Here is an 18,060-nt window from a genome sequence, read left to right on the forward strand (position 1 = left end):
CTGCAGAAGATCTACACCTTCCCGGATCTGCCGGCCAAGGTGCAGCGGGTGATGACTCGCAGCTGGACCAAGATCAAGTCCGGCAAGTAAGTAACGAATACCCCTCCCGGTCCGCAGTTCGGCCGGGAGGGTAGTGATGCCATCCCCGGGATGGGCCGCGCGAATGGATGCGCCGACGGTCAACCACTGAACAGGAGAACTGACACCGTGCAGACAACCAGATTGGCAATGATCGCCCTGACCATGGGGTTGGCGAATGCAGCGCAGGCGGAGCCTGTGTTGCACTTCTACAACTGGTCTGACTATATCGGCGAGACCACCCTCAGCGACTTTCAGCAGGCGACCGGGATCAAGACCGTCTACGACGTGTTTGACTCCAACGAAACCCTGGAAGGGAAGTTGCTGACGGGGCGGACCGGTTACGATCTGGTGGTGCCCTCCAACAATTTTCTGGCCAAGCAGATAGAGGCGGGAGCGTTCCAGAAGCTGGACAAATCCCAGCTGCCCAATATGGCCAACCTGGATCCCGTGTTGCTTGCTCAACTCGACAAGGTTGATCCGGGCCATCAGTACGCGGTGCCCTATCTCTGGGGCACCAACGGCATCGGCTACAACGTCGACAAGATCAAGGCGGCGCTGGGGGTCGACAAGATTGACTCCTGGGCCGTTATCTTCGAACCGGAAAACATGAAGAAGCTTTCTCATTGCGGCGTCGCCTTCCTCGACTCCGCCGACGAGATGATTCCTGCCGCTCTCAACTACCTCGGTCTTGATCCCAACAGCCACCAACCGGCTGATATCAAACAGGCCGAGGCGCTGCTGCTCAAGGTGCGGCCCTATGTGGCCTACTTCCACTCCTCCAAATACATCGGTGATCTCGCCAATGGCGATATCTGCGTGGCGGCCGGTTTTTCCGGCGACATCCTGCAAGCCGCCGCACGCGCCAATGAGGCTGGCAAGGGGGTGAAGATTGCCTACAGCATTCCGAAGGAGGGGGGCAATCTCTGGTTCGACATGATGGCGATCCCGGCTGATGCCACCAATGTCAAAGAGGCGCATGCCCTCATCAATTACGTACTGCAGCCAGAGGTGATCGCCAAGGTCAGCAACTATGTGGGCTATGCCAACCCCAATGCCAAGGCGGCCGCATTCATGGATGAAAAAGTGCGTGACGACCAGTCTGTTTATCCACCACAGCCGGTGCTGGCGAAGCTCTATGTGTCGCAGACACATCCTCGTGCAGTGATGCGGCTGATGACCCGGAGTTGGAACAAAATCAAGTCCGGTACCTAACCTTGGTGCCCGTTCGGGGGCGCCAAATCGCTTTTATGGATCGGCCGTGAGGTCGGTATCACGTTGGGGAGTTTGGTAATGGCGATAGCCTCCAGTGCCTACAAGAAAGCCCTCGAGGGCAGCCAGCAGCGCAAAGATGTGCTGGTGAAGATTGATCGGGTGAGCAAGCAGTTCGATGAAACGCTGGCGGTCGATAACGTATCTCTCAATATCCACAAGGGGGAGATCTTTGCCCTGCTCGGTGGCTCCGGCTCCGGCAAGTCGACCCTGCTGCGGATGCTGGCCGGTTTCGAGCGCCCGACCGAGGGTCGGCTGTTCCTCGACGGGGTCGACATCACCGATATGCCGCCCTATGAACGCCCCATCAACATGATGTTCCAGTCCTACGCCCTGTTCCCCCATATGACGGTGGCGCAGAACATCGCTTTTGGCCTCAAGCAGGATGGTTTGCCCAAGGCCGAAGTGGATGCGCGGGTGGAGGAGATGCTCAAGCTGGTGCAGATGACCCAGTATGCCCGCCGCAAGCCGCACCAGCTCTCCGGTGGTCAGCGCCAGCGGGTGGCACTGGCCCGTTCGCTGGCCAAGCGGCCCAAATTGCTGCTGCTCGATGAGCCGATGGGGGCGCTCGACAAGAAGCTGCGCTCCAAGATGCAGCTGGAGCTGGTGGAGATCATCGAGCGGGTCGGGGTTACCTGTGTCATGGTGACCCACGATCAGGAAGAGGCGATGACCATGGCGGAGCGGATCGCCATCATGCACCTCGGCTGTATCGAGCAGATCGGCAGCCCGATGGATATCTACGAGACTCCGGCCAGTCGGCTGGTGTGCGAGTTCATCGGCAACGTCAACCTGTTCGATGGCCTGCTGGTGGAGGATGAGCAGGACCACGCCACTATCGCCTGCGCCGATCTGGAGCAGCCCATCTATGTGGGTCACGGCATCAGTTCCCGCGCCGAGAACAAGAAGGTGACCTACGCCCTGCGGCCGGAAAAACTGCTGATGAGTCTGCAAAAACCGGAGGAGATCGAGCACCCGGACTTCAACTGGACCAAGGGTGAGGTCTATGACATCGCCTATCTGGGCGGTCACTCGGTTTATCACATCCAGCTGCCCTCGGGCAAAATCGTTCAGGCTTTCATCGCCAATGCCGAACGCCACGGCAAGCGGCCAACCTGGGATGACCAGGTGTTCCTCTATTGGGAAGATGACAGCGGCGTGGTGCTGCAATCATGAAGTTTTTGCGACGACTGAAGCGGGTCGGGGGGCGTCGGCTGGTGATCGGCATCCCCTTCTTCTGGCTGTTCCTCTTCTTCCTGCTGCCCTTCATCATCGTGTTGAAGATCAGCTTTGCCGAAGCGGATGTGGCGATCCCGCCCTACACCGACGTGGTGAGCTGGGCCGACAATCAGCTCACCATCCTGCTCAACATGGGCAACTACCTGCTGTTGCAGGAGGATGAGCTCTATATTGCGGCTTATCTGGGCTCGCTCAAGATGGCCTTTATCAGCACCGTTCTCTGTCTGTTGATTGGCTATCCGATGGCCTACTCCATCGCGCGAGCCAACAAAGAGACCCAGACCGTGCTGCTGCTGCTCATCATGATGCCGACCTGGACCGCCATTCTGATCCGGGTCTACGCCTGGATGGGGATCCTCAGCAACAACGGCCTGCTCAACAGCTTTTTGCTAAGCATGGGTCTCATCAATGAGCCGCTGCAGATCCTCAACACCAACCTGGCGGTCTATATCGGCATCGTTTACTCCTACTTGCCGTTCATGGTGCTGCCGCTCTACGCCAATCTGGTCAAGCATGACCAGAGCCTGCTGGAGGCGGCCTCCGATCTGGGTGCTCGCAACCTGACCCGCTTCTGGCAGATCACGGTGCCGCTCTCCAAGAACGGCATTATCGCCGGCTGCATGCTGGTGTTTATCCCGGTGGTGGGGGAGTTCGTGATCCCGGAAATGCTGGGCGGCCCGGAGACCCTGATGATTGGTAAGGTGCTGTGGCAGGAGTTCTTCAACAACCGCGACTGGCCGGTCGCCTCTGCACTGGCGGTGGTGATGTTGGCGGTGCTGATCATTCCGATCATCCTCTTCAACCGTAACCAGGCCAAAGAGCTGGAGGGCAAGGCATGAGACATTTCGGTTTTGCCAAGTTGATGCTCTGGTTGGGGCTGCTGTTTATCTACCTGCCCATGGTCATTATGGTGATCTACTCCTTCAACGCCTCCAAGCTGGTGACGGTATGGGGCGGCTGGTCGCTCAAGTGGTACTTCGGTCTGCTCGACAACAAGCAGCTGATTGGCTCGGTGTTCCGCTCGCTGGAGATCGCCTTCTACACCGCAATTGCCGCGGTTGCGCTGGGGACGGTGGCCGCCTTCGTGCTGACCCGAATTCCCCACTTCCGTGGCCGTACCCTGTTCGGTGGCATGGTGACGGCGCCGCTGGTGATGCCCGAGGTGATCACCGGTCTGTCGCTACTGCTGCTGTTCGTGGCGATGGCCCAGCTGGTGGGCTGGCCCGCCGAGCGAGGCATGCTGACCATCTGGATCGCCCACACCACCTTCTGTACCGCCTACGTGGCGATCGTGGTGTCGGCGCGGTTGCGGGAGCTGGATCTCTCCATCGAGGAGGCTGCGATGGATCTTGGCGCCAAGCCGTGGAAGGTGTTCTTCCTGATCACCATCCCGATGATCGCCCCCTCGCTGGCAGCAGGTGGCATGATGTCGTTCGCCCTGTCGCTGGATGATCTGGTGCTGGCGAGCTTCGTCTCCGGCCCGGGCTCCACCACGCTGCCGATGGAGGTCTTCTCGGCGGTGCGGCTCGGCGTGAAACCCGAGATCAACGCGGTGGCCAGCCTGATCCTGCTGTCGGTATCGCTGTTTACCTTCGGGAGCTGGTATCTGATGGCCAGAGCGGAGAAGCGCCGTCGCGCCGAGATCGCCATGACCACCCAGATGCAGGCCGTCGTCTGATGCCATGATAAGATCCGCTTACTCTCGTCAACCTGGAGGATGAGTATGCGGATCTCCCTTTTTAGCGGTCGCAGCACTGAGTTGGTGCCGGGCCTCACCACCGCCATTCACAAGCAACCGATCTCTGCGCCAGTTCGCTGTACCTTTGCCGGTCTGGAAGGGGATGAACAGTGTGACCAGCGCCACCACGGTGGCCCGGATCGGGCGCTCCACTACTATCCGGCCGATCACTATCTCTGGTGGCAGACCTGGCAAACCGCGCTGGGTCTTCCGGCGCCACGCACCCCCTGGCAACCTGCCGCCTTTGGCGAGAACCTCTCCGGTATCGGGCTGACCGAGGCGCAAGCCTGCATTGGCGATGTCTATCGACTCGGTGAGGCGCTGATCCAGATCAGCCAGCCGAGATCCCCCTGTTTCAAGCTCAACCAGCGCTTTGGCTATGGCCAGATGTCGCAGGTGATGCAGCTCAATGGCCGCTGTGGCTGGCTGCTGCGGGTACTGGAAGAGGGCATGATCGCGCCCGACGCGGCCATAGAGCTGGTAGACAGACCCTATCCCGAACTGACGGTGAAGCGCACGGCGGATATCCTGTTCAATCAGGTGCGCAACGAGGCCGACCTGCTGCTGTTGCTGGAAAACCCTGCCCTCTCCCCCAACTGGCGCCAGCATGCAGCCGACTGGCTGGAGCATGGCACTGTGGCTGACTGGCAGCGCCGTCTGCTTGGGCCGGCATCTCTGCGCGTGGTCTGACTCTGGGTTGCCGGAATGTCACCAGCTGGCTGCATCCCGGTAAACGGGTGAAAAGAGTGCTGAATAGTTAAGCGAACGGCACTTTTTTTCCTGTCAAATGCAAAAAAGGCTTGTGTCAGGTCGGGGCTTTCGGTAAATTCCCGTCCCGCAGACATCGGTGTGTAGCGCAGCTTGGTAGCGCACTTCGTTCGGGACGAAGGGGTCGGAGGTTCGAATCCTCTCACACCGACCAAATTTGAAAAGGCCGCTCAACAGAGCGGCCTTTTTGCATTTGTCTTCCGCCGCGCGTTACCCTTTTCTCTGCCGACCTGCCGACCTGCCGACCTGCCGACCTGCCGATAGTCCAAGACTCTACGAGCCATGATTGCCTGTTTGTGTTGCTGGTTCACGACGTGCGGCGCCACACTTTGCCTATCCGCTATCCGCTATCCGCTATCCGCTATCCGCTTGCGATGGCAAATCACTCTTATCCCGGTCGGGGGGCATTGAGGGGCGATAAGCCGGTGCGATATGGGAAGGGTGGGTAAAGGAAGAAAGGCTGGATATAAGCAGATGGTGTTTATGGGTTTCTGGCTGTCGATAGTGTGGTGGCTGCGGACATTAAAAGGGCCACCGCTCGGTGGCCCATCGGTGGAGTCTGATCCTGACTCCGGCACTCTAGATTGTGGCAATCTCGCTATGGGTCTTGTCTATGGTGCCCTCCTTGCGCGCCAGGCGCTTACTCAGATATGCCAGTGCTGATGCCGCAAAGCCTTGAAACTGTGTTGAGGCAGCAAGGCCGCGTGCTTGGGGTACTCACTAATGAAATGTTCTATTCCCTCCATCAGTTGTGCACGTAATGAAATGACGGGCTCATGCCAGGCTTGCAGGCATAGATGGCCGGGGATCAACTGCTCCTGATAATCTTCCAGCAGCTGTTCTGGCCAGGGTTCAATACCGGAATTGCGTTGCAGTAAATAGTGGGCGGCGGGTTCACGGGCATAAATGAACTGAATTTGGGCCAGATCGCGTTGGCATAGCGTTTGACTGTTGATGTGACAGGTCAAATATTTTCCCGTTTTCAGATCCAGAAAGTGACCGCGTTGCCGACAGGGAACGATGCGATACCAAGGCAGGGGTGAGGAGAGAGAATACCCCTCAAGCTCCTGTTCCAACCAGTGGCGACACTCGGGTGTCTGCACCTCGTCGAGCATGGACTCGAGCTGTGTCAACAAGGCTCTGGATGGTTTGATGGCCAGTTTCGCACTCATCGCCTGCAATCCTCCCTCTGCACACAATCCCGACTATGAGTATGGACCTTGTTCGGCCAGAGGGGGTAAGGAATCTAATGATTAAAAGTGGATTAGCAGCGTGGTTTTTATGCACTAACTTGGTTCAACCCACCAGATAGGTGCCGGTGCCGAAGGCGATGTGGGTGCCCTCTTCGTTGTGCAGCTCCATCCGGGCGACGGCGACCTTGCTGCCAGCCCGGATGATGTGGGCGGTGGCGATAAACTCGTTGCCGCGCCCCGGGCGCAGGTAGTCCACCCGCAGATCGATGGTGCCGAGGCGAGCGAAGCGCTCCTTGAGATAGCTGGGGGAGAACTCCTCCAGCTCGTCGATACAGGAGGCGGCGACTATCATGCCGCCCGCCACATCGAGCAGCGTGGCGGTGACGCCGCCGTGCAGGATGTTGTGGAAGGGGTTGCCGATCAGCTTGTCGTCCATCTTGATGCGCAGCTCCACCTTGTCGAAGTCGTAGTAGGTCACCTGCATGCCAATCAGCTTGTTGAAGGGCATCTTCTCGGCGAACAGGTTGGCAATGCCACTGAGCGCCATCTTCTTGAGCATCTGTTTCATTCTCTGATCCCAATCCTTGTCATCAAAGCCGAGTAAAAACTCCAGTCAGTCTGCAACAGTTCCTTAACAGTCGCAATGGCAGGTTTATTGTGGGCGGCGGCTGCTTTAGAATGGCGACCCCAAAGGAGAGCCCATGACCGCGATTGCCGAAACCCTGCCAGATCCTCAGCCAGAGAGTCCGCTTGCCTTGCTGCAGGCGGTCTTCGGCTATCAGCAGTTTCGGCCGGGTCAGCTCGAGATCATCGAGCAGATCGTTGCGGGGCGCGATGCGCTGGTGCTCAAGCCCACCGGCGGCGGCAAGTCGCTCTGTTACCAGATCCCGGCGCTGCTGCGGCCCGGGCTCGGGGTGGTGGTCTCTCCCCTTATTTCGCTGATGAAGGATCAGGTCGACAGCCTGCGCGCCAACGGCGTGGCGGCGGTCTACATCAACTCGGCGCTGAGCCGGGAGGAGATGATCCAGAACTTCGCCGCCATGCGGCGCGGCGAGATCAAGCTGGTCTATGTCTCCCCCGAGCGACTGTTGCAGCACGAGTTTATGGATCGGCTGGCCGAGCTGCCGCTCGGTCTGTTCGCCATCGACGAGGCGCACTGCGTCTCCCAGTGGGGTCACGATTTCCGGCCTGAGTATGCGGCGCTGGGGCGACTCAAGCAGTGGTTCCCGCAGGTGCCGGTGGTGGCGCTCACCGCCACCGCCGACGAGGCGACCCGCAGCGACATGCTGCATCGGTTGGAACTCAACGATCCCTTTATCCACACCGCCAGCTTCGATCGCCCCAATATCCGCTACAGCCTGGTGGAGAAGTTCAAGGCAGCCGAGCAACTGCTGCGCTACGTGCAGAGCCAGAAGGGCAACTGTGGCATCGTCTACTGCTCCAGCCGCAACCGGGTGGAGGAGGTGGCCGAGCGGCTATCCCGCCACGGTTGCAAGGCGGCGCCCTATCATGCCGGTCTGCCGCTCGAGCAGCGCCAGCGGACCCAGGATGCCTTCCTCAAGGATGACATCGAGATAGTGGTGGCGACGGTGGCGTTCGGCATGGGCATCGACAAGCCCAACGTGCGCTTCGTGGTGCACTACGACATCCCGAAGAACATCGAATCCTACTATCAGGAGACCGGCCGCGCCGGTCGCGATGGTACCCCTGCCGAGGCGCTGCTGCTCTACGATCCCGCCGATATCGGCCGGGTGCGCCGCCTGCTCGACAATATCGAGAATCCCCAGCAGTTGCAGGTGGAGCAGTACAAGCTCAACGTGATGGCGGCCTTTGCCGAGGCGCAGACTTGTCGCCGTCAGGTGTTGCTCAATTACTTCGGCGAGTACAACGACAAGCCCTGTGGCAACTGCGATATCTGTCTCGATCCGCCCAAGAGCTATGACGGCACCGAAGACGCCCAGAAGGCGCTCTCCTGCGTCTGGCGGGTGGGGCAGGCCTTCGGGGTGGGCTATGTGGTGGAGGTGCTGCGCGGGTCGCTGAACCAGCGCATCAAGGATCATGGCCATGACAAGCTCTCGACCTACGGCATCGGCAAGGATCAGAGCCACGAATACTGGATGAGCGTGATCCGTCAGCTGATCCACAAGGGGCTGCTGACTCAGAACATCACCCGCAATCTGGTGCTGCAACTGACCGAAGCAGCCCGCCCCGTACTGCGCGGCGAGGTGAAGCTGGAGCTGGCAGTGCCCCGCCTGCAGCCTATCTCCAGTCGCAAGGAGAAGCGCAACGGTCTGCTCGACAATGCCAACTACGACAAGCGGCTGTTCAAGGAGCTGCGCGGTCTGCGCAAGCAGATTGCCGAGGATGAAGAGGTGCCGCCCTACGTGGTGTTCAACGATGCAACCCTGGTGGAGATGGCTCAGCTGATGCCGATGACCGAGGACGAGATGCTGGCCATCAACGGCGTCGGTCACCGCAAGCTGGAGCGTTTCGGTGAAGCCTTTATGGACCTTATCATCGACTATTGTCGACGTTAAGAAAGTCTGGCGAAGCAGAACCGCACGGATGCGTCGCCTGTGTAGAGGTGTCCGACTGCTGGGCGCGCAAGATTACTTGAGGCTGGCGTAGAAGGCCGCCAGGTTCTCCATATCCGCATCGGTCAGTGGCGCCATAAAGGGAACCATCAGGGGCTCTTTGCGTGTGCCATCCTTGAAGGCTTTCAACTGTTTCACCAGATAGGCGGCATTCTGACCCGCCAGATGGGGATAGTTGGGGATCATCGCCTTGCCCTCTACCCCGTGACAGGCGGCACAGACAGCAGCCTTGGCTTTGCCTGCCTCGATATCGGCAGCCTTGGCCTGATGAACCCAGGCCAGTGCCAGCAGAGGCAGGGCATATAGCCACTTTTGCATCTTCTTCTCCTCGAATTGAAAAATGATGGTCGCCAGTGAGCGCAAGCATGGCTGACGGCAGTATAAAGAGTGACACGAGCATACGCAGGGACGAATGGCACAACCATGAAGCTGATCAACACTTTTGCGAGCGAATTGCCCTGGGCCTGTGAACCGGTGGCACCCCAGCCGCTGCAGCAACCCCGGTTGCTTCATCTCAACCGGGCTTTGCTGGCAGAGCTGGGGTTGGGAGGCGTCAGCGAGTCTGACTGGATCGCCTGCTGTGGCGAGGGAAAACTGCTGCCCGGCATGCAGTCGGTGGCGCAGGTCTATGCCGGCCATCAGTTCGGGGGTTACAGCCCCCGGCTCGGGGATGGCCGGGCGCTGCTGCTGGGTGAGCAACTGACCCCCGATGGTAGCCGTTGGGACCTCCATCTGAAGGGGGCGGGTAAAACCCCGTTCTCCCGTTTTGGCGACGGCCGCGCCGTATTGCGCTCCAGCATTCGCGAGTATCTCGCCTCTGAAGCGCTTCATGCCCTCGGCATCCCGACCACCCGAGCGCTGGTGCTGGTGGGTAGCCAGGAGCCGGTCTACCGCGAACAGGTCGAGACGGGCGCGACTGTGCTGCGCACCGCCCCCAGCCATCTGCGCTTCGGCCATATCGAGTACTTCGCCTGGAGCGGGCAGGGGGAGAAGATACCGCCGCTCATCGATTATCTGCTGCGCCATCACTTCCCCACGCTTGAGAGCGGTGCCGAACTGTTTGCCGAGGTGGTGCGCCGCACCGCGCGGCTGATTGCCAAATGGCAGGCGGCGGGCTTCTGTCACGGGGTGATGAACACCGACAACATGTCGCTGCTCGGCCTGACGCTGGATTATGGCCCCTACGGCTTTATCGATGCCTACATGCCAGATTTTGTCTGCAATCACTCGGATCCGGCGGGTCGTTACGCGCTGGATCAGCAGCCTGCGGTCGGTTACTGGAATCTGCAAAGGCTGGCGCAGGCACTGGCTGGCCATGTAGACGGTGATGCGCTGGCTGCGGCGTTGGCCCAGTACGAACAGCAGCTGATGTTGCACTACTCCGAACTGATGCGGGCCAAATTCGGGCTGGCGGTGTGGGAGGAGGATGACCCGGCGTTGTTCCGCGAGCTGTTCCGGTTGCTGGCGGCTCACAAGGTGGATTACCACCTGTTCCTGCGCCGTCTCGGCGAGGTGACGAGAGAGGGGGCGTGGCCTTCGTCTCTGCTGGCCCTGTTGCCTGATCCGAGCGCTTGGCAGGAGTGGCTGGAACGCTATCGGGCGCGGCTGGTGCGCGAAGGAAGCGAGGATGCGGTGCGCAAGGGGCAGATGGATGCCATCAATCCCAAGTATGTGCTGCGCAATGTGCTGGCCCAGCAGGTGATCGACGCCGCCGACGCAGGGGATATGCTGCCGTTCGAGCGGTTGTTCACCGCCCTGCAGCGTCCCTATGATGAACAACCCGAATATGAGGATCTCGCCACCCCGGCTCCGGCATGGTATTGCGGTGGTGAGCTCTCCTGCAGCAGCTGAGAGACAGGGAATGAGTTGGCAAATCAAACAGGTAGATAGCGAAGCTGGCGTGGTGACGCTGGATTGCCCGGCGCTCGACTGGGACACGTTTCCTGCATTGGCCGGGGAGCTGCTGCAGGCGTGGGAGCTGCATCCACTGGAACGGGATGTTGGTGCAGATCGCCACAGCTGGTTGCTGGAGTTCGAGGGAAGTCAGTTCAGGCTGGAGTATGAACACTACTGCGGTTGCTGGCTGGAGGCGGTGCGCCCGGCGGATCGGGAGGTGCTGCGCTGGCTTGCCAGGCAACACAAGGAGTAACGATCGCCCGCAAGGCCTGCTCTGCGGCTGGCCAACCCGGGCGAGCTCAATCGCATAAAGATTGAACTATCGGTTTTGGGGCGTATAATCTCGCCCCTCGATTATCGCCAATGGTGGCGGTATGGGTTCCCTAACCCCATTAACCAAAAAGGTCACAAGATGAATCTGACCCCTGCGCAGTACCAAACGGCGCTTGTTCGCCTGTCGTTGTTCCACATTCTGATCATTGCCAGCAGCAACTATCTGGTGCAGCTGCCGATCACCGTGTTTGGCTTCCACACCACCTGGGGTGCGTTCAGCTTCCCGTTTATCTTCCTGGCAACTGACCTGACGGTGCGGATCTTCGGTGCCGGTCTGGCGCGCAAGATTATCCAGACCGTGATGCTGCCTGCGCTGGCGGTCTCCTATGCGCTCTCTGTGCTCTTCTTCGAAGGGAGCTTCCAGGGTGTTAGCCATCTGGCAGAATTCAACCTGTTCGTGGCGCGTATCGCGCTGGCCAGTTTTATGGCCTATCTGGTGGGCCAGTTCATGGATGTGGTGGTGTTCAACCGGCTGCGACTGATGAAAGCCTGGTGGGTTGCTCCGGCGGCTTCCACCCTGTTTGGTAACCTGGTCGATACCATCGCTTTCTTCAGTGTGGCCTTCTGGCGCACCACAGATCCTTTCATGGCGGAACACTGGGTCGAGATCGCAACCGTTGATTACGTATTCAAGTTGCTGATAAGCCTTGGTTTGTTCGTGCCGCTCTACGGCGTCTTGCTGCGTTACCTCAGCCGCAAGCTGGTGGGCGAGGCCGGATTATCCAGCCTGCAAACGGCCAGCCGACAAGCCTGATGAGATTGACCACCCTTCGCGGTGGTCAATTTTTTTGCGCTTTCTGCAAATAGCGCTTGCCTAGTTAAATGAGAATGATTATTGTTAACTTGTTTTCCGGGAAAGACTTCATTCGTTCCAACGTGATGGACTTCTTGTGAAGGCACGACATTGCTCACATTGCTTCCAGTTAAGGGCCAGTTTATCTGGCCCTCTTTTTTTGTCATTTTTCAGCAGGTTGCAGGCATAAAAAAACGGGAGCCAAGGCTCCCGTCGTCACTCTGTCTGTGGCTTACTCGATATCGAGTGCCTCGGGGGAGAGGATCACCCCTGTGGTATCGGCGTAGAGGTGGTCGTCAGGCAGGAAAGTCACGCCACCGAAGTTGACCGGCAGATCGGTCTCCCCTACATCCTTACTGTCGGCACCGACCGGAATGGCTGCCAGTGCCTGAATGCCGATGTCCAGATCTTCCAGAATATCGACTTCGCGGACACAGCCGTAACAGACAATCCCTTCCCAATCGTTCTCGGCCGCCGTGGTGGCGATGTCGCTGTCGATCAGGGCGCGGCGCATGGAGCCACCGCCATCGATCAGCAATACGCGACCGACGCCGTTCTCTTTGACGAGTTCACGGATGAGGCCATTCGATTCGAAGCATTTGACGGTGGTGATGACGCCGCCGAAAGAGGCGCGGCCGCCGAAGGAGCAGAGCATGGGTTCAAGCACATCCACCATGTCCTGATAGATGTCGCACAGTTCAGAAGTATTGTATTCCATAGTGTCAAATCCACGGCTGGAAACAGGTGCAACCAGTATAAGGAGTGGGTGTGGCATTTCAATGAATATTCCTTGAACAGGTCACCCGTCGTCGCTTTTCTGCTTAAGCTCAATGCAGTTCATCCTTTGTCTGCGTGAGGTTCATCGTGCTGATCCGCCATAAATTAATCCTGAATACCGTACTGGTTGCTGTTGCCATGGTGGTGTTGAGCGGCCTGTTTCTCTACTCGAGTCAGGTCAATCGCCATCTGACCAATGCCCAGCGCAATGTGGACCAGCTGGAGATCTCCATGCTCAATCTGCGGCGGGCCGAGAAAGATTTCCTGATCCGCAAGGAGATGAGCTTCGTCGAGCATTTCAATCAGGGGCTGGCTGATTTTCATCAGCTGGACCGGGTCATGAGTAGCGATGAAAACCTTGCCGCAGCGCAGGGTGAGCTGGTCCGACTGGACCAGCAGATGACGGCTTATGGCAAGGCCTTCAACGATCTGGTGGCCCAGCAGCAGAAAATAGGACTGGGGCCGGAAGAGGGTCTCTACGGCAAGCTGCGGGCGGCGGTGCATGAGGTGGAAGATGGGCTCAAGCAGCTGGATCAGCAGGGGCTGCTCATTACCATGCTGCAACTGCGGCGGGCGGAGAAGGATTTCATGTTGCGTTTCGACATTCAGTATCTGGAGCGTTTCGAGACCTTGCACAAGAGTTTTCAGGATAGCCTTGCTGCTTTGCCAGAGGCTGAACGTGGCAAGCTGGAGCAAGCCAGCAAGCACTACCGGGAGGATTTTGTCGCCCTGGTGCAGGGGATGCAGGTGCTGGGTCTGAAAGATGATGAGGGGCTACGCAACCAGATGCGCGAACTGGTGCACCAGACTGAACAGGAATTTGTGGCGGTCGACCGGCATATCGCCGACCAGCTGGAGCAGCAGACCTCGCGCCTGAATCTGCTGATGTTGGTCTGTGGCGGTATCATTATCGTGCTGATTGGCATTATGAGCCTGTTGTTGGGTCGCAGCATCGACCGCCCCATTACCCGTGTGAATGATACCGTCAATCGCATTCGTCAGGATAATGATCTGCGACTGAAGATTGAGCTGCAAGGGGCGGATGAAATGGCCCAACTGGCGGGTAATCTCGACGTGATGCTGGGGGGATTTCGCCATCTGATCGGCGATGTGAAACAGAGCGTGCACACCCTGACGGAAGCGGCCGATCATCTCTCGGCCAATGTGAAGCGCACCAGCGAGGGGGCGGCTCGCCAGTTGCAGGAGACCGACATGGTGGCGACCGCTTCCACCGAGATGGGTTCCACCATCGAAGAGATCGCCCGCAACACCGAGCAGGCGGCAAACAATGCCCAGGCCACCAACAACAAGGCGATGGAGGGGCGGGCCGCGGTCGAGAATACTGTCGAGCAGATCCGCTCTCTGGCGGGCAATCTGGAGATCTCGTCCCGTGAAGTGGGTCAGTTGCAAAAAGAGAGCGAGACCATCGGCTCGGTACTTGATGTGATCCGCGGCATTGCCGAACAGACCAACTTGCTGGCCCTCAATGCGGCGATCGAAGCTGCCAGGGCCGGGGATCAGGGGCGGGGCTTTGCGGTGGTGGCAGATGAGGTACGCAGCCTCGCCATTCGCACTCAGAAATCGACTCAGGAGATCGCAGGCATTATCAGCTCGCTGCAGAAGCAGACTGGCAGCATTGTCGAGGTGATGGCGACTTGTCGCGAGCAGGGCAACCGTAGCTCGGATCAGGCCAATGTAGCGGGGGAACTGCTGGAGCAGATCACTCAGGATGTCACCCATATCATGGACATGAGCACCCAGATTGCGGCGGCTATCGAGCAGCAGAGTCTGGTGGCCAACGAGGTGAACCGCAACGTCAACAACATCCGCGACATCGCGCAGGAGTCGAGTGGCATGGCGGAGGAGAACGCAAGCTCCAGTCAGGGCTTGAACGAACAGGCCAAGCTGCTGAATCAGGCGGTGGCGAAATACCGGGTTTAGTGACCGGACGGGCATCCTTGCGAGGTTTTTGCACCAGAGTGGCAATGATTTGATCGTAATGGCTGTTATTGGGCGGATTCGCTCATATAATCGCCGCCACTATGATGATTCGGAAGGATTCGATGGCAAAGTTGCTGGTGGCCGTATTCGGGCTGCTCTGTTCCTGTCTGGCATTGGCAGGCTCGGCACCCTTGGCCCCCCCACTCAAGCCCGATATGGAACCGCTGCTCAGCTGGTTCAACGGGTCATTCTCGAGTCGGGAGCAGGCCAGCTACGACAGCCGCTTTACCAGTGCCGAGCTGCGCCTGATGGAGATCTGGCCCGGCTATCAGGGCTACCGCTGGGTCTATGCCGAGCAGTATCTGAGCATGCGCTCCATCCGCCCCTTTCGCCAGCGCATCTATCGCTTCTCTCCCGCCCCAGATGGGCGGATCCTGATGGCCGAGCTGACCATGCCCAGAGCCACCGATTTTGCCGGTGCCTGGCACGATCCCGAGCTGCTCGCCAGCCTGACCCCGCAACAGCTCTCCTTGCGCCAGGGTTGCGAGATCTGGCTCACCAAGAGTGCATCCGGTGAGTATGCCGGTCATACCCGGGTCGGCCACTGTGCCACCGATTTTGGCGGCGCCAGCACCCTGGTGCAGCATATCTGGATTGGCCCTGACAGCGTCCGGCTGCTGGATCGTGCTTACGACAACCAGGGGCGCACGCGCTGGGGGAGTCCGGGGGAGGGCTACGTCTACCTGCGCAGTGCCAGATAACAGGGGCGATAGCCAGTCAGGATGGTGATGGGGGGGAATAGCGGCAATTAAAAAAGGCGCCTGATGGGCGCCTTTTTCAGAATTCTTCAGAAGTAAAATTACTTCTTGGTGGTCATCGCACCGAAACGCTTGTTGAACTTGTCTACGCGGCCGCCGCTAGAAACTTCTTTCTGCTTGCCGGTGTAGAACGGGTGGCACTCGGAGCACACGTCCAGGTTCAGATCTTTACCGATGGTAGAGAAAGTGTTGATGACGTTACCGCAAGAGCACTTGGCGGTGATGGCTACGTAGTCAGGATGGATACCAGCTTTCATGGACAACCTCAATATAATAGGCCGTGTCGCCATCCGATCTCTTGTCGGACACCACACGATTGTTGAACACAGTTTCAAAGGCTGCGAATAATATAGGAAATGCCTGAGATCAGGCAAGTGGCTTCGCAGAAAAAATAGGCAACCCCTGGTGAATTCTTCCCAAACGCTGGATCTGGTTCGTGTCGCTGTCCCGGTACCGTTACGCCGTCACTTCGACTATCTCTCTCCCCTGCCGTTACCTGCCCCCGGTTGCCGGGTCGAGATCCCTTTCGGTCCCCAGACCCTGGTCGGGCTGGTGGTGGATCACCCGGCCGACAGCCAGGTGCCCCGCAACAAACTCAAGCCTCTCAAACGGGTGCTTGATAGCTCCCCTGTGCTGGGACCGGACATTCTGGCGCTGATGAACTGGAGCGCCAACTACTACCAGCATCCGCTGGGGGAAGTGTTACCCCATGCCCTGCCGGTACTGGTGCGCAAGGGGGAGCCTGCCGCCTATCGGGAGTTGGAGTTCTGGTTTGCCACCGAGGCAGGTATGGCGATCGATCTCAACGAGCTCAAGCGGGCCGCCAAGCAGCAGCAGGCGCTTGCTCTGCTGCGCAAGGGGCCGCAAACGCCATCTGCCCTCAAGCAGGAGGAGATCCAGAGCGCCGCTCTCACAGCGCTGGAGAAGAAGGGGCTGCTGGAGAAGCGCTCGCTGGAGCCGAGCCACGATGGCGATTGGGCTACCCGTTTTGAGCCGGGAGAGGGGCTGCGCCTCAACGGCGAGCAGGCACTGGCCGTCTCCGCCGTCACCAGCCAGAGCGACAAGTTCGGCGCCTTCCTGCTCGATGGCATCACCGGCTCCGGCAAGACCGAGGTCTATCTGAGCATCCTCGAGCCCCTGCTCAAGGCGGGCAAGCAGGCACTGGTGATGGTGCCGGAGATCGGCCTCACCCCGCAGACCATCAACCGCTTTCGCCGCCGCTTCAACGTGCCTGTGGTGGCGATGAACTCTGCCATGAACGACCGGGAGCGGCTCGATGCCTGGCTCGCCTGTCGCGACGGCGGCGCCGCCATCCTGATCGGTACCCGCTCTGCAGTGTTCACTCCGTTTCACAACCTCGGCATCATCATCATCGACGAGGAGCACGACGGCTCCTTCAAGCAGCAGGACGGTTTCCGTTACCACGCGCGGGATCTGGCGGTGATGCGGGCTCATCGCGCCGGTATCCCCATCCTGCTCGGCTCGGCCACTCCGTCGCTGGAGACGCTGCACAACGCCCGCACCGGCAAGTATCACCACCTCACCCTGACTCGCCGCGCCGGTAACGCTCAGACCGCCCGTCAGGTGATCCTGGATATCAAGAACGTGCGGCTGCAGGCCGGGCTCTCCCCCCAGCTGGAGCAGTTGATGGCAGAGCATCTGGCGGCGGGCAATCAGGTGATGCTGTTTCTCAACCGCCGTGGCTATGCCCCGGCCCTTATCTGCCACCAGTGCGGCTGGAGCGCCGCCTGCGAGCGCTGTGATGCCTGGTACACCTGGCATCAGGCCGGACGGCGGCTGCACTGCCACCACTGCGACAGCGTGCGCCCGCTGCCCCATCACTGCCCGGAGTGCGGCAGCAACGAGTTGATCGGCTCGGGAGTGGGCACCGAGCAGCTGGAGCAGCTGCTTACTACGGTGTTCCCGCAATATCCGGTGGTGCGCATCGATCGGGACAATACCCGCCGTAAGGGGGAGCTGGAGACCCATCTCGGCGACATCAAGGCGGGCAAGTACAAGATCCTGATCGGCACCCAGATGCTGGCCAAGGGGCACCACTTTCCGGATGTGACGCTAGTGGGTCTGCTGGATGTGGATGGCGCCCTGTTCAGTGCCGATTTTCGCGCCGCCGAGAAGCTGGCCCAGCTCTACACCCAGGTGGCGGGCCGAGCCGGTCGCGCCAGCAAACCCGGGCTGGTGGTACTGCAGAGCCACCATCCGGAGCACGCCCTGTTGCAGGATCTGACCCAGAACGGTTATGGCCACTTCGCCGATACGGCGTTGAAAGAGCGCCGCCTGCTGGGGCTGCCGCCCTTCAGCTATCAGGGGTTGTTTCGCGCCGAGGCCAATGGCCGCGACGAGGTGCAGCTGTTCCTCACCCGTCTCGCCGATACCCTGCGCAGCGCCCGCTATCCCCATGTTCAGGTGCTGGGGCCCATTAGTGGCTTTATGGAGCGCAAGGCAGGCAAGTTCCGCATGCAGTTGCTGGTGCAGGGGCCGAACCGGGCACCGCTGGCCCAGCTGCTGGATTGGGCGGTGAAGGAGCTGGAGGGGTGGCCGGAGACCAAAAAGGTGCGCTGGAGTCTGGATATCGACCCCACCGAACTGAGTTGATGGTGCC

17 protein-coding genes and 1 tRNA gene are annotated in these 18,060 nt (G+C 59.6%); 13 read left to right on the top strand and 5 right to left on the bottom strand.

All coding sequences use genetic code 11. From position 1 onward, the window contains the following. The first annotated feature begins 228 nt into the window (after positions 1 to 228). The 6 genes from LD28_RS0120735 to LD28_RS0120760 all read left to right on the top strand — a co-directional run bounded on the left by LD28_RS0120735 (position 229) and on the right by LD28_RS0120760 (position 5,249). Positions 229 to 1,293 (top strand): polyamine ABC transporter substrate-binding protein, encoded by a 1,065-nt coding sequence (locus LD28_RS0120735; protein WP_241462330.1) that lies wholly within the window; start codon positions 229 to 231, stop codon positions 1,291 to 1,293. Between the two features lie 78 nt (positions 1,294 to 1,371). Beyond that, positions 1,372 to 2,526, top strand: coding sequence for a polyamine ABC transporter ATP-binding protein (potA, locus tag LD28_RS0120740; RefSeq protein ID WP_033138795.1), 1,155 nt, complete (start codon positions 1,372 to 1,374; stop codon positions 2,524 to 2,526). Beyond that, the gene (locus LD28_RS0120745) at positions 2,523 to 3,428 is read left to right on the top strand and encodes an ABC transporter permease subunit (RefSeq protein WP_033138796.1); all 906 of its coding nucleotides are present in this window, start codon (positions 2,523 to 2,525) and stop codon (positions 3,426 to 3,428) included. The genes potA and LD28_RS0120745 overlap by 4 nt, the downstream gene beginning before the upstream one ends. Continuing rightward, positions 3,425 to 4,267 (top strand): ABC transporter permease subunit, encoded by an 843-nt coding sequence (locus LD28_RS0120750; protein ID WP_033138797.1) that lies wholly within the window; start codon positions 3,425 to 3,427, stop codon positions 4,265 to 4,267. Before LD28_RS0120745 ends, LD28_RS0120750 begins: the two co-directional genes overlap by 4 nt. A 45-nt stretch (positions 4,268 to 4,312) precedes the next feature. After that, the gene (locus LD28_RS0120755; protein ID WP_033138798.1) at positions 4,313 to 5,017 is read left to right on the top strand and encodes an MOSC domain-containing protein; all 705 of its coding nucleotides are present in this window, start codon (positions 4,313 to 4,315) and stop codon (positions 5,015 to 5,017) included. Positions 5,018 to 5,172: 155 nt separating this feature from the next. After that, positions 5,173 to 5,249 (top strand) — tRNA-Pro (locus LD28_RS0120760). A gap of 490 nt (positions 5,250 to 5,739) precedes the next feature. On the opposite strand, the gene LD28_RS0120765 is transcribed toward LD28_RS0120760, so the two are convergent. Together LD28_RS0120765 and LD28_RS0120770 are read right to left on the bottom strand one after the other, a co-directional pair. Continuing rightward, positions 5,740 to 6,267, bottom strand: coding sequence for an AbiTii domain-containing protein (locus LD28_RS0120765; RefSeq protein WP_005356927.1), 528 nt, complete (start codon positions 6,265 to 6,267; stop codon positions 5,740 to 5,742). A 124-nt stretch (positions 6,268 to 6,391) separates the two neighbouring features. Next, a complete protein-coding gene (locus LD28_RS0120770) occupies positions 6,392 to 6,856 on the bottom strand; it encodes a thioesterase family protein (RefSeq protein ID WP_033138799.1) in 465 nt (154 codons plus the stop codon). Positions 6,857 to 6,989: 133 nt separating this feature from the next. On the opposite strand from LD28_RS0120770, the gene recQ reads away from it, so the two are divergent. Next, on the top strand, positions 6,990 to 8,825 hold the full coding sequence (gene recQ / locus LD28_RS0120775) for an ATP-dependent DNA helicase RecQ (protein ID WP_033138800.1): 1,836 nt from the start codon (positions 6,990 to 6,992) through the stop codon (positions 8,823 to 8,825). Between the two features lie 72 nt (positions 8,826 to 8,897). Here recQ and LD28_RS0120780 read toward each other — a convergent pair whose 3' ends face one another. Continuing rightward, positions 8,898 to 9,200: a c-type cytochrome gene (locus tag LD28_RS0120780; protein WP_033138841.1), complete on the bottom strand. Its 303-nt coding sequence runs from the start codon at positions 9,198 to 9,200 to the stop codon at positions 8,898 to 8,900. Between the two features lie 105 nt (positions 9,201 to 9,305). On the opposite strand from LD28_RS0120780, the gene LD28_RS0120785 reads away from it, so the two are divergent. The 3 genes from LD28_RS0120785 (at position 9,306) to LD28_RS0120795 (ending at position 11,865) form a co-directional block, all read left to right on the top strand. After that, on the top strand, positions 9,306 to 10,733 hold the full coding sequence (locus tag LD28_RS0120785; RefSeq protein ID WP_033138801.1) for a protein adenylyltransferase SelO: 1,428 nt from the start codon (positions 9,306 to 9,308) through the stop codon (positions 10,731 to 10,733). Between the two features lie 10 nt (positions 10,734 to 10,743). Then, the gene (locus tag LD28_RS0120790; RefSeq protein ID WP_033138802.1) at positions 10,744 to 11,031 is read left to right on the top strand and encodes a DUF3630 family protein; all 288 of its coding nucleotides are present in this window, start codon (positions 10,744 to 10,746) and stop codon (positions 11,029 to 11,031) included. Between the two features lie 159 nt (positions 11,032 to 11,190). Then, positions 11,191 to 11,865: a 7-cyano-7-deazaguanine/7-aminomethyl-7-deazaguanine transporter gene (locus LD28_RS0120795; protein ID WP_033138803.1), complete on the top strand. Its 675-nt coding sequence runs from the start codon at positions 11,191 to 11,193 to the stop codon at positions 11,863 to 11,865. Positions 11,866 to 12,136: 271 nt separating this feature from the next. On the opposite strand, the gene rraA is transcribed toward LD28_RS0120795, so the two are convergent. Further along, a complete protein-coding gene (gene rraA / locus LD28_RS0120800) occupies positions 12,137 to 12,622 on the bottom strand; it encodes a ribonuclease E activity regulator RraA (protein ID WP_033138804.1) in 486 nt (161 codons plus the stop codon). A gap of 146 nt (positions 12,623 to 12,768) precedes the next feature. On the opposite strand from rraA, the gene LD28_RS0120805 reads away from it, so the two are divergent. Continuing rightward, the gene (locus LD28_RS0120805; RefSeq protein WP_033138805.1) at positions 12,769 to 14,622 is read left to right on the top strand and encodes a methyl-accepting chemotaxis protein; all 1,854 of its coding nucleotides are present in this window, start codon (positions 12,769 to 12,771) and stop codon (positions 14,620 to 14,622) included. A 122-nt stretch (positions 14,623 to 14,744) separates the two neighbouring features. Beyond that, positions 14,745 to 15,383: a chromophore lyase CpcT/CpeT gene (locus LD28_RS0120810; RefSeq protein WP_033138806.1), complete on the top strand. Its 639-nt coding sequence runs from the start codon at positions 14,745 to 14,747 to the stop codon at positions 15,381 to 15,383. Positions 15,384 to 15,481: 98 nt separating this feature from the next. Here the strand turns inward: LD28_RS0120810 and rpmE are convergent, their stop codons facing one another. Continuing rightward, positions 15,482 to 15,697: a 50S ribosomal protein L31 gene (gene rpmE / locus LD28_RS0120815; RefSeq protein WP_005340673.1), complete on the bottom strand. Its 216-nt coding sequence runs from the start codon at positions 15,695 to 15,697 to the stop codon at positions 15,482 to 15,484. Between the two features lie 148 nt (positions 15,698 to 15,845). Between rpmE and priA the strand changes: the two genes are divergently transcribed. Next, positions 15,846 to 18,053 (top strand): primosomal protein N', encoded by a 2,208-nt coding sequence (gene priA, locus LD28_RS0120820; RefSeq protein WP_081959662.1) that lies wholly within the window; start codon positions 15,846 to 15,848, stop codon positions 18,051 to 18,053. The last annotated feature ends 7 nt before the right edge of the window (positions 18,054 to 18,060 follow it).

The organism is Aeromonas finlandensis, assembly GCF_000764645.1.
Classification (GTDB): domain Bacteria; phylum Pseudomonadota; class Gammaproteobacteria; order Enterobacterales; family Aeromonadaceae; genus Aeromonas; species Aeromonas finlandensis.

Bases quoted from the DNA above. Each gene is read 5' to 3' on its own strand.
- LD28_RS0120735 (WP_241462330.1), top strand. From the start codon at position 229: ATGATCGCCCTGACCATGGGGTTGGCGAATGCAGCGCAGGCGGAGCCT.
- potA (WP_033138795.1), top strand. From the start codon at position 1,372: ATGGCGATAGCCTCCAGTGCCTACAAGAAAGCCCTCGAGGGCAGCCAG.
- LD28_RS0120745 (WP_033138796.1), top strand. From the start codon at position 2,523: ATGAAGTTTTTGCGACGACTGAAGCGGGTCGGGGGGCGTCGGCTGGTG.
- LD28_RS0120750 (WP_033138797.1), top strand. From the start codon at position 3,425: ATGAGACATTTCGGTTTTGCCAAGTTGATGCTCTGGTTGGGGCTGCTG.
- LD28_RS0120755 (WP_033138798.1), top strand. From the start codon at position 4,313: ATGCGGATCTCCCTTTTTAGCGGTCGCAGCACTGAGTTGGTGCCGGGC.
- LD28_RS0120765 (WP_005356927.1), bottom strand. From the start codon at position 6,267: ATGAGTGCGAAACTGGCCATCAAACCATCCAGAGCCTTGTTGACACAG.
- LD28_RS0120770 (WP_033138799.1), bottom strand. From the start codon at position 6,856: ATGAAACAGATGCTCAAGAAGATGGCGCTCAGTGGCATTGCCAACCTG.
- recQ (WP_033138800.1), top strand. From the start codon at position 6,990: ATGACCGCGATTGCCGAAACCCTGCCAGATCCTCAGCCAGAGAGTCCG.
- LD28_RS0120780 (WP_033138841.1), bottom strand. From the start codon at position 9,200: ATGCAAAAGTGGCTATATGCCCTGCCTCTGCTGGCACTGGCCTGGGTT.
- LD28_RS0120785 (WP_033138801.1), top strand. From the start codon at position 9,306: ATGAAGCTGATCAACACTTTTGCGAGCGAATTGCCCTGGGCCTGTGAA.
- LD28_RS0120790 (WP_033138802.1), top strand. From the start codon at position 10,744: ATGAGTTGGCAAATCAAACAGGTAGATAGCGAAGCTGGCGTGGTGACG.
- LD28_RS0120795 (WP_033138803.1), top strand. From the start codon at position 11,191: ATGAATCTGACCCCTGCGCAGTACCAAACGGCGCTTGTTCGCCTGTCG.
- rraA (WP_033138804.1), bottom strand. From the start codon at position 12,622: ATGGAATACAATACTTCTGAACTGTGCGACATCTATCAGGACATGGTG.
- LD28_RS0120810 (WP_033138806.1), top strand. From the start codon at position 14,745: ATGGCAAAGTTGCTGGTGGCCGTATTCGGGCTGCTCTGTTCCTGTCTG.
- rpmE (WP_005340673.1), bottom strand. From the start codon at position 15,697: ATGAAAGCTGGTATCCATCCTGACTACGTAGCCATCACCGCCAAGTGC.